Here is a 14,908-nt window from a genome sequence, read left to right on the forward strand (position 1 = left end):
ACACCCCAGCTCTACACAAGAGCTGGGGTGTTTGCCTTTGGGCGATCGAATCGCCAGCTGGGGGCGCCGAGATCCAGCTCCCTCTGGCACATCCCAGTCCGGTGAATCAGATCGGCTCATTGCGGCGCGGAACGAGCCTCCGTTGCTCAATCGGTTCGTATGTCTGTTTGAGCCCGGCGCCCCAAAGAGCGGCTGGCCACGAGCGTCTTGCTGTGCGACGCGCAGCGCGACCGCCTAGTCTGCGGGGCGCTCTGTGCCAGGACCTGCTTCGCTACATTGCTGCGCATATTCCATGACGTTGTGGAGCGATCTGAGGCTCTTGCGGCGCGCCCCCGCGCGTGGCGGACTGTTCTCGTATCGCCCCCGGTCTCTGCAAGTAGTGCGCCGTATAAGGATGAGAGCATCCATGCTCGAAATCTCGCGATTTCATCAAGCAACGCTTGACAGGGTGGCCTGATGGTCCCATAATCGCAAGTTCTCTTCGGAGAGGTGCCCGAGTGGCTAAAGGGGGCAGACTGTAAATCTGTTGGCTTACGCCTACGTTGGTTCGAATCCAACCCTCTCCACCAGAATTAAGCAGTGAGTTCGGTCGCAAGGCCGGGCGGCAAGGGAAGTAGTAACCCGGGCGGGTGTAGCTCAATGGTAGAGCAGAAGCCTTCCAAGCTTACGACGAGGGTTCGATTCCCTTCACCCGCTCCATTCACTGTTCGCAAGTTTTGCCCATGTGGCTCAGTGGTAGAGCACTCCCTTGGTAAGGGAGAGGTCGGCAGTTCGATCCTGCCCATGGGCACCACGCATCCACCAACGCAAATCGCTACCGAGACAGGAGTCGCGACATGGCAAAGGAAAAGTTCGAGCGGACCAAGCCGCACGTGAACGTTGGTACGATTGGTCACGTTGACCACGGCAAGACGACGCTGACTGCAGCGATCACGACCGTGCTGGCGACCAAGTTTGGTGGTGCCGCCAAGGCATACGACCAGATCGACGCGGCGCCGGAAGAAAAGGCACGCGGCATCACGATCAACACCGCGCACGTCGAGTACGAAACGGCCAACCGCCACTACGCGCACGTTGACTGCCCGGGCCACGCCGACTACGTCAAGAACATGATTACCGGTGCCGCCCAGATGGACGGCGCCATCCTGGTGTGCTCGGCTGCTGACGGCCCGATGCCGCAAACGCGTGAGCACATCCTGCTGGCCCGTCAGGTCGGCGTGCCGTACATCGTCGTGTTCCTGAACAAGTGCGACATGGTCGACGACGCCGAGCTGCTGGAGCTGGTCGAGATGGAAGTGCGTGAACTTCTGTCGAAGTACGACTTCCCGGGCGACGACACCCCGATCGTCAAGGGTTCGGCCAAGCTGGCGCTGGAAGGCGACAAGGGCGAACTGGGCGAAGTGGCCATCATGAACTTGGCTGACGCACTGGACACCTACATCCCGACGCCGGAGCGCGCTGTTGACGGTACGTTCCTGATGCCGGTGGAAGACGTGTTCTCGATCTCGGGCCGCGGCACCGTGGTGACCGGCCGTATCGAGCGCGGTGTGGTCAAGGTTGGCGAAGAACTGGAAATCGTCGGTATCAAGGCCACGCAAAAGACGACCTGCACGGGCGTGGAAATGTTCCGCAAGCTGCTGGACCAAGGTCAAGCAGGCGACAACGTCGGTATTCTGCTGCGCGGCACGAAGCGCGAAGACGTCGAGCGCGGCCAAGTGCTGTGCAAGCCGGGTTCGATCAAGCCGCACACGCACTTCACGGGCGAGGTCTACATCCTGTCGAAGGACGAAGGCGGCCGTCACACGCCGTTCTTCAACAACTACCGTCCGCAGTTCTACTTCCGTACGACGGACGTGACTGGCTCGATCGAGCTGCCGGCCGACAAGGAAATGGTTATGCCGGGCGACAACGTGTCGATCACCGTCAAGCTGATCGCTCCGATCGCCATGGAAGAAGGTCTGCGCTTCGCTATCCGTGAAGGCGGCCGTACCGTCGGCGCCGGCGTCGTCGCTAAGATCATCGAGTAAGTGCTGTAACTCTTCCGTGCGGCTGCCAACCGGCCGCACGTGAAGTGCCAGAGTGGGGTTGACCGGAATGGCAACCCCAAAGCTGTTTTAGGGGTATAGCTCAACTGGCAGAGCGTCGGTCTCCAAAACCGAAGGTTGGGGGTTCGATTCCCTCTGCCCCTGCCAATTCATCAGCCGCGTCGCGCAGGAAAACGCGCCACGCGGCTTAGTCTCGTTTGGGAAACATGGCCAATCCGAACGTCGAAACCGTCAACACCGCCAGCGGCAAATGGCTGCTGGTCTTGGCGTTCCTGCTGCTGGTTGCTGGGGTGATCGGTTTTTACTTGCTGGCGCAACAGCCAAGCTATGTCCGTGCTGCCTCGCTGATCGGCGGGCTGGTGCTGGGCGCGGGCGTTGCGCTGGTGTCCGCACCTGGGCAGGGCTTCATCGAGTTCGCGCGTGAGTCCTACCGCGAAGTTCGCAAGGTGGTGTGGCCGACGCGCAAGGAAGCCGGGCAGATGACCGGTCTGGTGTTTGCGTTCGTCGTGATCATGGCCCTGTTCCTGTGGTCTGCGGACAAGCTCATCGAGTGGGTGATTTTCTCGCTCGTGTTGGGCTGGAAATAATCGGGTGAAGCCATGACGGATAACGTAGCGAACGACACGTCCACGGATTCGTCCGCACCGGCCTCGAAGAAGCGCTGGTATGTCGTGCATGCCTATTCGGGCATGGAAAAAAGCGTGCAACGCGCGCTGCAGGAGCGCATCGAGCGCGAAGGTCTGCAACATCTGTTCGGCCAGATTCTGGTGCCGTCGGAAGAGGTGATGGAGAGCAAGAGCGGTCGCAAGACCGTGACGGAGCGCCGCCTGTTCCCCGGCTACGTCTTTGTCGAAATGGAAATGACCGACGAGACCTGGCACTTGGTGAAGAACACTTCCAAGGTGACTGGTTTCATTGGTGGTACGGGCAATCGCCCCTCGCCGATTTCCAAGAGCGAAGTCGACAAGATCATGGCCCAGATCCAGGAAGGGGTCGAGAAGCCGCGGCCCAAGACGCTGTTCGAAGTGGGCGAAATGGTGCGCGTGAAGGAAGGCCCGTTCACCGACTTCAACGGCAACGTCGAAGAAGTGAACTACGAGAAATCGCGTCTGCGCGTATCCGTGACGATCTTCGGGCGCGCCACGCCAGTCGAACTTGAGTTCGGTCAGGTCGAGAAGGTTTAAGAAATTCGGTGTGGTGGCGCAAGCCACTGCGCCAATCGCCCGGTCCGTTGGACTTGGTGGGCAACGGTGACAAAGTCACCTGCGCCAACAGAGGAGCGTCGGCCTTGCGCCGGTGCGTTACCACTCAACAGGATTGCCATAGTCGTTTGAGCTAGGCAATCCGGATTGGAGTCAAGATGGCCAAGAAAATTATTGGCTTTATCAAGCTGCAAATTCCGGCTGGTAAAGCAAACCCGTCCCCGCCCGTCGGCCCGGCCCTGGGTCAGCGCGGTCTGAACATCATGGAGTTCTGCAAGGCGTTCAACGCGCAGACTCAAGGTATGGAACCGGGCCTGCCGGTGCCGGTGGTGATCACCGCCTTCGCCGACAAGAGCTTCACCTTCGTGATGAAGTCGCCGCCGGCGACCGTGCTCATCAAGAAGGCTGCCGGTATTCAGAAGGGTTCCGCCAAGCCGCATACCGACAAGGTTGGCAAGATCACCCGCGCTCAGGCAGAGGAAATCGCCAAGGCGAAGAACGCTGACCTTACCGCAGCTGATCTGGACGCCGCCGTGCGCACGATCGCCGGTAGCGCCCGTTCGATGGGTATCACGGTGGAGGGCCTGTAATCATGGCAAAGATTTCGAAGCGTGCGGCCGCGAACAAGGCCAAGGTCGAACGTACCAAGCTCTACCCGATCGACGAAGCACTGAGCCTCGTTCAGGAATGTGCCAGCGCCAAGTTCGATGAGTCCATCGACGTGGCTGTGCAACTGGGCATCGATGCGAAGAAGTCGGACCAGGTGGTTCGTGGTTCGGTGGTGCTGCCTGCCGGTACCGGCAAGTCGGTGCGCGTGGCCGTGTTCGCCCAAGGCGACAAGGCCGAGCAAGCCAAGGCTGCTGGCGCTGAGATCGTCGGCATGGAAGACCTCGCCGAGCAGATCAAGGCCGGCAAGATGGACTTCGACGTCGTGATCGCTTCGCCGGACACGATGCGCGTGGTCGGTACGCTGGGTCAGATCCTGGGCCCGCGTGGCCTGATGCCGAACCCGAAGGTCGGCACCGTGACGCCGGACGTTGCCACGGCCGTGAAGAACGCCAAGGCTGGTCAGGTGCAATTCCGTGTCGACAAGGCCGGTATCATCCACGCCACCATCGGCCGCCGCTCGTTCGAGCCGGCAGCGCTGAAGAGCAACTTGGCTGCACTGCTGGACGCACTGACCAAGGCCAAGCCGGCGTCGAGCAAGGGCGTGTACCTGCGCAAGGTCGCCGTCTCGTCGACGATGGGCGTGGGCGTGCGTGTTGACCAGGCGACCCTGGCTGCCTGATCGCTCTCGATCATTCGCACCGGGTGGCCCGATAACCATCCTGGTGTTAGCAGTTTTCTCTCGCGTGGCTTCGGCCGCGCGGACCCTTGAAGCTTAAGGGACAAGACTTTGGGCAGTGGCAGACGTCTGCGCAAGCAGGCCGACGCCGCTGGTTATCAAAGACCGTTGGCGGTGTGGGGTTCCTTGGAGCCAACACCTTAATCGCAGCTCGCTCCGGAAACGGGCGCGGGTTTCGGCCAACGCAGATGGCGCCCCCGAAGGGAATGAGTGACTTTGGTATTGCCGAAGTGATTTGTGCCAATCGGACGCCGTACTTTTGGACTGACCGAGGTGAACGCAGTAACTGCGGAAACCGAAGTCGTTTTGGAGCTTAACCGTGGCACTCAATCTCGAAGATAAGAAGGCCGTCGTGGCCGAGGTAACGGCGCAAGTCGCCAAGGCCTCGACCATCGTCGTCGCCGAATATCGCGGTATCACGGTTGGCGATCTGACCAAGCTGCGCGCGCAAGCGCGCCAGCAAGGCGTCTACCTGCGCGTTCTGAAGAACACGTTGGCACGCCGCGCTGTTGAAGGCACGCCGTTTGCCGAACTCGCCGAGCAACTGACTGGCCCGCTGATCTACGGTATTTCCGAAGACGCAGTGGCCCCGGCCAAGGTGCTGAACGATTTCGCCAAGGGCAATGACAAGCTGGTGCTGCGCGCCGGTTCGTACGATGGCAAGGTTCTCGACGTCGACGCCGTGAAGGCGCTGGCAACGATCCCGAGCCGCGAGGAACTGCTCAGCAAGCTGCTGTTCGTCATGCAGGCGCCGGTGTCGGGCTTTGCCCGCGCCCTGGGTGCCCTGGCTGCCAAGCAAGGCGAAGGCGAGGCTGCAGCGGCCTAATCGGCTGCCGCATCACCGCGTACAGATCGCACGATCGATACCGAATCACATTCTGGAGTTATTCAAATGGCAATCACCAAAGACGACATCCTGGAAGCCGTTGGCGCGATGTCCGTGATGGAACTGAACGACCTGGTCAAGGCGTTCGAAGAGAAGTTTGGCGTGTCGGCTGCTGCCGTGGCCGTGGCCGGTCCGGCTGCTGCTGGTGGCGCTGCTGCTGCTGAAGAGCAAACCGAATTCACCGTGACGCTGAAGAGCGCCGGCGCGAACAAGGTTGGCGTCATCAAGGCCGTGCGTGAAATCACCGGCCTGGGCCTGAAGGAAGCCAAGGACCTGGTCGATGGCGCACCGAAGCCCGTGAAGGAAGGCGTCGACAAGAAGACCGCCGACGAGCTGGTGAAGAAGCTGGTGGAAGCCGGCGCGGAAGCCGAAGCCAAGTAAGTGCAAGTCTCGCGTGCCGCATCCGGTACGCGATAGAGGCTGGCAAAGGGAGATTTCCCGGCGCCAGCCTTTTTGCGCTTGTGGGACCGGTTGTTGAGCGATCCCGAAATCACGCTGTAAGTATTGTTGAAGTCTCTTTGCCGGATTTTCCGGCAGCCGGCCTGGACAAGGCCAGCAGAGGCCAAACATCAGTGGCACACTAGGCAGCTCGCAGTCCGCTGATGTTTGTCTTCTGAACCGACTGCAGAAGGCAAGTTTGGTCGGGTACTCCCCCGTCCGTAGCATGGGCTCCATGGGCCCATGTGCGGGCGGCGCGCGCAGTACCGTCAGCCAGAGGTTGGTAGCGGCCAACCGCCAAATCCCGTCACCAGTCGCTGAACACCTCAAGTGTCAGGCGTGCCTTATCGCCTTAAGTCCGTCGCGCGCACTTGCGATGATTCGGAGATCCCATGGCGTACAGCTTTACCGAGAAAAAGCGTATTCGCAAGAGTTTCGCGAAACGCGCAACGGTTCATCAGGTTCCCTTCCTGCTTGCCACCCAGATTCAATCGTATGCCCAGTTCTTGCAGGAGAACACTCCTGTTGCACAACGCAAGAGCGAAGGTCTGCAAGCGGCGTTCAACGCCATTTTCCCCATCGTGTCGCACAATGGTCTGGCACGCATGGAGTTCGTGTCGTACCACCTGTCCAACCCGCCGTTTGACGTCAAGGAATGTCAGCAGCGTGGCCTGACCTTCCACTCGGCGCTGCGCGCAAAAGTGCGCTTGATCATCAACGACCGCGAGAATCCCACCAAGGTCAAGGAGATCAAGGAGCAGGAAGTCTACATGGGCGAAATTCCGCTCATGACGTCCACCGGTTCGTTCGTGATCAACGGTACGGAACGTGTGATCGTGTCCCAGCTGCACCGTTCGCCGGGCGTGTTCTTCGAACACGACAAGGGCAAGACGCACAGCTCGGGCAAGCTGCTGTTCTCGGCGCGGATCATTCCGTACCGCGGCTCGTGGCTCGACTTTGAATTCGACCCGAAGGACATCCTGTACTTCCGCGTTGACCGCCGCCGCAAGATGCCGGTGACGATCCTGCTGAAGTCGATCGGCCTGACGCCGGAACAGATCCTGGCGCACTTCTTCGTGTTCGATAACTTCACGCTGAAGACCGAAGGCGCACTGATGGAATTCGTGCCCGAGCGTCTGCGCGGTGAAGTCGCTCGCTTCGACATTTCCGACAAGAACGGCAAGGTTGTCGTCGAGAAGGACAAGCGCATCAACGCCAAGCACATCCGCGACCTGGACTCGGCTGGCACCAAGCTGATCAGCGTGCCCGAAGACTACCTGCTGGGCCGCGTGCTGGCGAAGAACATCGTCGATCCGGATACCGGTGAAGTCCTGGCCAACGCCAACGACGAACTGACCGAAGGCGTGCTCGAGAAGCTGCGCGACGCCGGCGTGAAGGAAATCCAGACGCTGTACACGAACGACCTGGATCAAGGTCCGTACATGTCGGCCACGCTGCGCACGGACGACACGGCCGACCAGACCGCCGCGCGTATCGCCATCTACCGCATGATGCGCCCGGGCGAGCCGCCGACCGAAGACGCCGTCGAAGCGCTGTTCCAACGTCTGTTCTACAGCGAAGACTCGTACGATCTGTCGCGCGTTGGCCGCATGAAGGTCAACAGCCGCCTGAACCGCTCGACCGGTACCGGCCCGATGGTGCTGACCGACGAGGACATCCTCGACACGATCAAGCTGCTCGTGAACCTGCGTAACGGCAAGGGCGAAGTGGACGATATCGACCACCTCGGCAACCGTCGTGTGCGTTGCGTCGGCGAACTGGCGGAAAACCAGTTCCGCGCCGGTCTGTCGCGCGTTGAGCGTGCCGTGAAGGAACGTCTGGGCCAGGCCGAGACGGAAAACCTGATGCCGCACGACCTGATCAACTCGAAGCCGATTTCGTCGGCGATTCGCGAGTTCTTCGGTTCGTCGCAGCTGTCGCAGTTCATGGACCAGACCAACCCGCTGTCGGAAGTCACGCACAAGCGTCGTATTTCGGCACTGGGCCCGGGCGGTCTGACGCGCGAGCGTGCAGGCTTTGAAGTCCGTGACGTGCACCCGACCCACTACGGCCGCGTGTGCCCGATCGAAACGCCGGAAGGTCCGAACATTGGTCTGATCAACTCGCTGGCACTGTATGCACAGCTGAACGACTACGGCTTCCTCGAGACGCCGTACCGCAAGGTTGAAAACGGCAAGCTGACCGACCAGGTGGATTACCTGTCGGCCATCGAGGAAGGCAAGTACGTGGTGGCGCAGGCCAACGCGACGCTGGACAAGGACGGCAACCTGATCGACGAACTGGTCTCCGCGCGTGAAGGCAGCGAGCGTGAAACCCGTATGGTCACGCCGGACCGCGTGCAGTACATCGACGTGGCACCGTCGCAGATCGTGTCGGCTGCAGCCTCGCTGGTGCCGTTCCTCGAGCACGATGATGCAAACCGTGCACTGATGGGCGCAAACATGCAGCGTCAGGCCGTGCCTTGCCTGCGTGCGGACAAGCCGCTCGTGGGTACGGGCGTCGAGCGCACCGTGGCAGTGGACTCGGGTACCGCCGTGCAGGCAACCCGTGGCGGCGTGGTCGACTATGTTGACGCGAACCGCGTGGTGATCCGCGTGAACGACGACGAAGCCGTGGCCGGTGAAGTCGGCGTGGACATCTACAACCTGATCAAGTACACGCGTTCGAACCAGAACACGAACATCAACCAGCGTCCGATGGTCAAGGTGGGCGACATCGTTGCCCGCGGCGACGTGATTGCTGACGGCGCCTCGACCGACATGGGCGAGCTGGCGCTCGGCCAGAACATGCTGGTCGCGTTCATGCCCTGGAACGGCTACAACTTCGAAGATTCGATCCTGATCTCGGAGCGCGTCGTGGCTGAAGACCGCTACACCTCGATCCACATCGAGGAACTGTCGGTCGTTGCCCGCGACACCAAGCTCGGACCGGAAGAAATCACGCGCGACATCTCGAACCTGGCCGAAGCCCAACTGGCTCGCCTGGACGAGTCGGGCATCACGTACATCGGCGCGGAAGTGGAAGCCGGTGACGTGCTGGTCGGCAAGGTCACGCCGAAGGGCGAGACCCAGCTGACGCCGGAAGAAAAGCTGCTGCGTGCGATCTTCGGTGAGAAGGCGTCCGACGTGAAGGACACCTCGCTGCGCGTGCCGTCGGGCATGAGCGGTACCGTGATCGACGTGCAGGTCTTCACGCGTGAAGGCGTGGTGCGTGACAAGCGCGCCCAGTCGATCATCGACGAAGAACTGAAGCGCTATCGCCTGGACCTGAACGACCAGCTGCGTATCGTGGAAGGCGATGCCTTCCAGCGTCTGGAGCGTCTGCTGGTGGGCAAGGTTGCCAACGGCGGCCCGAAGAAGCTGGCCAAGGGCACCGCGCTCACGAAGGAATACCTGGCCGATCTGGACAAGTGGCACTGGTTCGACATCCGCCCGGCAGAAGACGAAGTCGCACTGCAGCTGGAAGCCGTGAAGGTCGCCATCGAGCAGAAGCGCCACGACTTCGACCTCGCGTTCGAAGAGAAGCGCAAGAAGCTCACGCAAGGCGACGAACTGCCGCCGGGCGTGATCAAGATGGTCAAGGTGTACCTGGCCGTGAAGCGTCGCCTGCAGCCTGGCGACAAGATGGCTGGTCGTCACGGTAACAAGGGTGTTGTGTCGAAGATCACCCCGATCGAAGACATGCCCTACATGGCCGACGGCACACCTGCCGACATCGTGCTGAACCCGCTGGGCGTGCCTTCGCGGATGAACGTGGGTCAGATTCTCGAAACCCACCTGGGCTGGGCCGCGCGCGGTCTGGGCGAGCGCATCGGCAACATGCTCAAGGCGCAAGCCAAAGCTGCCGAGATCCGCAAGCTGCTGGAGCAGATCTACAACGAAAGCGGCAAGGTTGAAGATCTGGACAGCCTGTCCGACGCTGAAATCCTCGAGCTCGCCGAGAACCTGAAGAAGGGCGTGCCGTTCGCGACGCCGGTGTTCGATGGTGCGCATGAGGATGAAATCCGCCGCATGCTGGACCTCGCCTATCCGGAAGACATCGCGAAGGAGAAGGGCCTGACCGCTTCCAAGCAGCAGGTCACGCTGTTCGACGGTCGCACCGGTGAAGCCTTCGAGCGTCCGGTCACGCTTGGCGTGATGCACATGCTGAAGCTGCACCACTTGGTCGACGACAAGATGCACGCGCGTTCGACCGGTCCGTACTCGCTGGTGACGCAGCAGCCGCTGGGCGGTAAGGCCCAGTTCGGTGGCCAGCGTTTCGGTGAAATGGAAGTGTGGGCACTCGAAGCGTACGGCGCGTCTTACGTGCTGCAGGAAATGCTGACCGTGAAGTCGGATGACGTGAACGGCCGGACCAAGGTGTACGAGAACATCGTCAAGGGCGAGCACTCGATCGATGCCGGCATGCCGGAATCGTTCAACGTGCTGGTGAAGGAAATCCGCTCGCTGGGTATCGACATCGACCTCGAGCGCAACTAAGCGCCGATGCGGTGAGGGCGTGGCGGCAACGTCGCCATGCCCTGGTAACAGCAGCCATTGACGAAGATTTAGGGCCGGCGCCTTTGGGTCACACCAAGGCGCCAGCCTCAAACTCAAGGAGTTTGGAATGAAAGCATTGCTCGACCTATTCCGTCAGGTACAGCAAGAAGAGCAGTTTGACGCGATCAAGATCGGCCTCGCGTCGCCTGAGAAAATCCGTTCGTGGTCGTTCGGCGAAGTCAAGAAGCCTGAGACCATCAACTACCGTACGTTCAAGCCCGAGCGTGACGGTCTGTTCTGCGCCAAGATCTTCGGCCCGATCAAGGACTACGAGTGCCTGTGCGGCAAGTACAAGCGCCTGAAGCACCGTGGCGTGATCTGCGAGAAGTGCGGCGTTGAAGTGACGCTGGCCAAGGTGCGCCGTGAGCGCATGGGCCACATTGAACTGGCTGCGCCGACCGCGCACATCTGGTTCCTGAAGTCGCTGCCGTCGCGTCTGGGCATGGTGCTCGACATGACGTTGCGCGACATCGAGCGCGTGCTGTACTTCGAAGCATTCGTCGTGGTTGAGCCGGGCATGACCGCGCTCAAGAAGAGCCAGATCATGTCGGAAGACGACTACCTGGCCAAGTGCGACGAGTACGGCGAAGGCGAATTCGTCGCCATGATGGGCGCCGAAGGCATTCGCGAGCTGCTGCGCGGCATCGACATCGAGAAGCAGATCGAGACGATCCGCGCCGAGCTGCAAGCGACGGGCTCGGAAGCCAAGATCAAGAAGTTCGCCAAGCGCCTGAAGGTGCTCGAGGCATTCCAGCGTTCGGGCATCAAGCCGGACTGGATGATCCTCGAAGTGCTGCCGGTGCTGCCGCCCGAGCTGCGTCCGCTGGTGCCGCTGGACGGCGGCCGTTTCGCCACGTCGGACCTGAACGACCTGTATCGCCGCGTGATCAACCGGAACAACCGTCTGAAGCGTCTGCTCGAGCTGAAGGCGCCGGAGATCATCGTGCGCAACGAAAAGCGCATGCTGCAGGAAGCGGTGGACTCGCTGCTGGACAACGGCCGTCGCGGCAAGGCGATGACCGGCGCCAACAAGCGTCCGCTGAAGTCGCTGGCTGAAATGATCAAGGGTAAGGGCGGCCGTTTCCGTCAGAACCTGCTGGGCAAGCGCGTGGACTACTCGGGCCGTTCGGTCATCGTGGTGGGCCCGACGCTGAAGCTGCATCAGTGCGGCCTGCCCAAGCTGATGGCGCTCGAGCTGTTCAAGCCGTTCATCTTCCACAAGCTGGAAACGATGGGCATCGCCACCACGATCAAGGCGGCGAAGAAGGAAGTGGAAAGCCAGACGCCGGTGGTGTGGGACATCCTCGAAGAGGTGATCCGCGAACACCCGGTGATGCTGAACCGTGCGCCGACGCTGCACCGTCTGGGTATCCAGGCGTTCGAGCCGGTGCTCATCGAAGGCAAGGCCATCCAGCTGCACCCGCTGGTCTGCGCGGCGTTCAACGCCGACTTCGACGGTGACCAGATGGCTGTTCACGTTCCGCTGTCGCTCGAAGCGCAGATGGAAGCGCGCACGCTGATGCTGGCGTCGAACAACGTGCTGTTCCCGGCCAACGGCGATCCGTCGATCGTGCCGTCGCAAGACGTGGTGCTGGGTCTGTACTACACGACCCGCGACAAGATCAACGGCAAGGGCGAGGGCATGACCTTCGCTGACATCTCGGAAGTGATCCGCGCCTACGAGAACAAGGAAGTCGAACTGGCTTCGCGCGTGAACGTGCGGATCACCGAGTATGAGCTGGTGAACCCGGAAGCCGACGGCGACGCCCGTTTTGCACCGAAGATCACGCTGCAATCGACCACGGTCGGCCGCGCGATCCTGTCGGAGATCCTGCCGAAGGGTCTGCCGTTCTCGGTGCTGAACAAGCCGCTGAAGAAGAAGGAAATTTCGCGCCTGATCAACACGGCATTCCGCAAGTGCGGTCTGCGCGAAACCGTGATCTTCGCTGACAAGCTGCTGCAGTCGGGCTTCCGCCTGGCAACGCGTGCCGGTATCTCGATCGCCATCGACGACATGCTGGTGCCGCCGGCCAAGGAGAAGATCATCTCCGAGGCCGCCGCCAAGGTGAAGGAATACGACAAGCAGTACATGTCGGGTCTGGTGACGGACCAGGAGCGTTACAACAACGTCGTGGACATCTGGGGCGCCGCCGGCGACCAGGTGGGCAAGGCGATGATGGAGCAGCTCCAGACCGAAGACGTGGTCGACCGCAACGGCAACACCGTCAAGCAAGAGTCGTTCAACTCCATCTACATGATGGCCGACTCGGGCGCACGGGGTTCCGCAGCGCAGATCCGGCAGCTCGCCGGTATGCGTGGCCTGATGGCCAAGCCGGACGGCTCGATTATCGAGACGCCGATTACCGCGAACTTCCGCGAAGGCCTGAACGTTCTGCAGTACTTCATCTCGACCCACGGTGCACGTAAGGGTCTGGCGGATACGGCACTGAAGACCGCGAACTCGGGTTACCTGACCCGTCGTCTGGTCGACGTGACGCAGGATCTGGTGGTGGTGGAAGACGATTGCGGCACCTCCAACGGCGTGGCCATGAAGGCCCTGGTCGAAGGCGGTGAAGTGATCGAAGCCCTGCGCGACCGTATCCTCGGCCGCGTGGTCGTCAACGATGTGGTGAATCCGGAAACGCAGGAAACCGCGATCGAAGCCGGCACGCTGCTCGACGAAGACATGGTCGACCTGATCGACGCGCTCGGCGTGGACGAAGTGAAGGTCCGCACGCCGCTGTCCTGCGACACGCGTTACGGCCTGTGCGCCAAGTGCTACGGTCGCGATCTCGGCCGCGGTGTGCTGGTGAACTCGGGTGAAGCAGTCGGTGTGATCGCTGCCCAATCGATCGGTGAGCCGGGCACGCAGCTGACGATGCGTACGTTCCACATCGGTGGTGCGGCATCGCGTGCGGCAGTGGCATCGAGCGTGGAAGCGAAGGCAACCGGTACCGTGCGTTTCACGGCGACCATGCGTTACGTCACCAACGCGAAGGGCGAGCAGATCGTCATCTCGCGTTCGGGCGAAGCGCTGATCACCGACGACCACGGCCGTGAGCGTGAGCGCCACAAGATCACGTACGGCGCGACGCTGCTGGTCAAGGATGGTCAGTCGATCAAGGCCGGCACGCAGCTCGCTACGTGGGATCCGCTGACGCGTCCGATCATTTCGGAGTACTCGGGCACCATCAAGTTCGAGAACGTCGAAGAAGGCGTGACCGTCGCCAAGCAGATGGACGAAGTGACCGGTCTGTCGACGCTGGTGGTGATCGATGCGAAGCGTCGTACCGCTGCCACGAAGGGCATCCGTCCGCAGGTGAAGCTGCTCGACTCGTCGGGCGCCGAAGTGAAGATCCCGGGCACGGACCACTCCGTGACCATCGGCTTCCAGGTGGGCGCGCTGATCACCGTGAAGGACGGTCAGCAAGTGCATGTGGGTGAAGTGCTCGCACGTATCCCGACCGAATCGCAGAAGACGCGTGACATTACCGGTGGTCTGCCGCGTGTGGCCGAGCTGTTCGAGGCCCGTTCGCCGAAGGACGCCGCCGTGCTGGCGGAAGTCACCGGTACGGTTTCGTTCGGTAAGGACACCAAGGGCAAGCAGCGCCTGGTGATTACGGATCTCGACGGCAATGCCCACGAGTTCCTGATCGCCAAGGAAAAGCAGGTGCTGGTGCACGACGGCCAGGTGGTCAACAAGGGCGAAATGATCGTCGAAGGCCCGGCCGACCCGCACGACATCCTGCGTCTGAAGGGCGTGGAAGAACTGGCGACCTACATCGTCGACGAAGTGCAGGACGTGTACCGTCTGCAAGGCGTGAAGATCAACGACAAGCACATCGAAGTGATTGTTCGTCAGATGCTGCGCCGCGTGCAGATCGTCGATACCGGCGACACCCGCTTCATCCCGGGTGAACAGGTGGAGCGTTCGGACCTGCTCGACGAGAACGACAAGGTGATCGCGCTGGGCAAGCGTCCGGCGACCTACGAAAACCTGTTGCTGGGTATTACGAAGGCATCGTTGTCGACCGACAGCTTCATCTCGGCGGCGTCGTTCCAGGAAACCACGCGCGTGCTGACCGAAGCCGCCATCATGGGCAAGGTCGACGACCTGCGTGGTCTGAAGGAAAACGTCATCGTTGGCCGTCTGATCCCGGCCGGTACCGGCCTGGCCTACCACCGCGCCCGCAAGGCGAAGGAAGTGGCCGACCGCGACCGCGCTGCAGCGATTGCCGAAGAAGAAGCCGCTTCGATCTTCGAAACGCCTGCCGTTCAGCAAGAAGGCGACGCGTAAGCGATCGCTTGCAACACCATCAAAGCCCGGCCACGTGCCGGGCTTTTTTTTGCCCGCATTTTGGCCAGGCGCCGTGTGCAGACGCCATGCAACACCGGCGTTGCCCGATTCCGAATTTCTCGAAACGTTAACCCGC

General features: G+C 61.4%; 9 protein-coding genes and 4 tRNA genes. All 13 read left to right on the forward strand.

Features of this window, described 5'->3' with window-relative positions; all coding sequences use genetic code 11:
• Window positions 1-483 precede the first annotated feature (483 nt).
• The 13 genes from R2676_RS17705 to rpoC all read left to right on the forward strand — a co-directional run bounded on the left by R2676_RS17705 (window position 484) and on the right by rpoC (window position 14,772).
• Window positions 484-569: transfer RNA gene (locus tag R2676_RS17705), tRNA-Tyr, on the forward strand.
• A 56-nt stretch (window positions 570-625) separates the two neighbouring features.
• A tRNA-Gly gene (locus tag R2676_RS17710) sits at window positions 626-699 on the forward strand.
• A gap of 19 nt (window positions 700-718) precedes the next feature.
• A tRNA-Thr gene (locus R2676_RS17715) sits at window positions 719-793 on the forward strand.
• A 43-nt stretch (window positions 794-836) separates the two neighbouring features.
• The gene (tuf, locus tag R2676_RS17720; RefSeq protein WP_015855767.1) at window positions 837-2,027 is read left to right on the forward strand and encodes an elongation factor Tu; all 1,191 of its coding nucleotides are present in this window, start codon (window positions 837-839) and stop codon (window positions 2,025-2,027) included.
• An 89-nt stretch (window positions 2,028-2,116) separates the two neighbouring features.
• A tRNA-Trp gene (locus R2676_RS17725) sits at window positions 2,117-2,192 on the forward strand.
• Window positions 2,193-2,251: 59 nt separating this feature from the next.
• Window positions 2,252-2,632 (forward strand): preprotein translocase subunit SecE, encoded by a 381-nt coding sequence (secE, locus tag R2676_RS17730; protein ID WP_015855766.1) that lies wholly within the window; start codon window positions 2,252-2,254, stop codon window positions 2,630-2,632.
• A gap of 12 nt (window positions 2,633-2,644) precedes the next feature.
• A complete protein-coding gene (gene nusG / locus R2676_RS17735) occupies window positions 2,645-3,229 on the forward strand; it encodes a transcription termination/antitermination protein NusG (protein WP_004634452.1) in 585 nt (194 codons plus the stop codon).
• 176 nt (window positions 3,230-3,405) lie between these two features.
• Window positions 3,406-3,837 carry a 50S ribosomal protein L11 gene (rplK, locus tag R2676_RS17740; protein WP_004634453.1) on the forward strand — a complete coding sequence of 144 codons (432 nt, stop codon included), beginning with the start codon at window positions 3,406-3,408 and terminating at the stop codon, window positions 3,835-3,837.
• A gap of 2 nt (window positions 3,838-3,839) precedes the next feature.
• A complete protein-coding gene (gene rplA / locus R2676_RS17745) occupies window positions 3,840-4,535 on the forward strand; it encodes a 50S ribosomal protein L1 (RefSeq protein ID WP_027680286.1) in 696 nt (231 codons plus the stop codon).
• A gap of 376 nt (window positions 4,536-4,911) precedes the next feature.
• On the forward strand, window positions 4,912-5,418 hold the full coding sequence (gene rplJ / locus R2676_RS17750; RefSeq protein ID WP_004634455.1) for a 50S ribosomal protein L10: 507 nt from the start codon (window positions 4,912-4,914) through the stop codon (window positions 5,416-5,418).
• Between the two features lie 66 nt (window positions 5,419-5,484).
• Complete coding sequence (gene rplL, locus R2676_RS17755) at window positions 5,485-5,859, forward strand: 50S ribosomal protein L7/L12 (protein ID WP_004634456.1); 375 nt, start codon at window positions 5,485-5,487, stop codon at window positions 5,857-5,859.
• A 449-nt stretch (window positions 5,860-6,308) separates the two neighbouring features.
• The gene (rpoB, locus tag R2676_RS17760) at window positions 6,309-10,415 is read left to right on the forward strand and encodes a DNA-directed RNA polymerase subunit beta (RefSeq protein WP_065859624.1); all 4,107 of its coding nucleotides are present in this window, start codon (window positions 6,309-6,311) and stop codon (window positions 10,413-10,415) included.
• Window positions 10,416-10,542: 127 nt separating this feature from the next.
• Window positions 10,543-14,772, forward strand: a complete 4,230-nt coding sequence (gene rpoC / locus R2676_RS17765; RefSeq protein ID WP_009241878.1) for a DNA-directed RNA polymerase subunit beta' — start codon at window positions 10,543-10,545, stop codon at window positions 14,770-14,772.
• The last annotated feature ends 136 nt before the right edge of the window (window positions 14,773-14,908 follow it).

This window comes from Ralstonia flatus, from assembly GCF_958439105.1.
Classification (GTDB): domain Bacteria; phylum Pseudomonadota; class Gammaproteobacteria; order Burkholderiales; family Burkholderiaceae; genus Ralstonia; species Ralstonia flatus.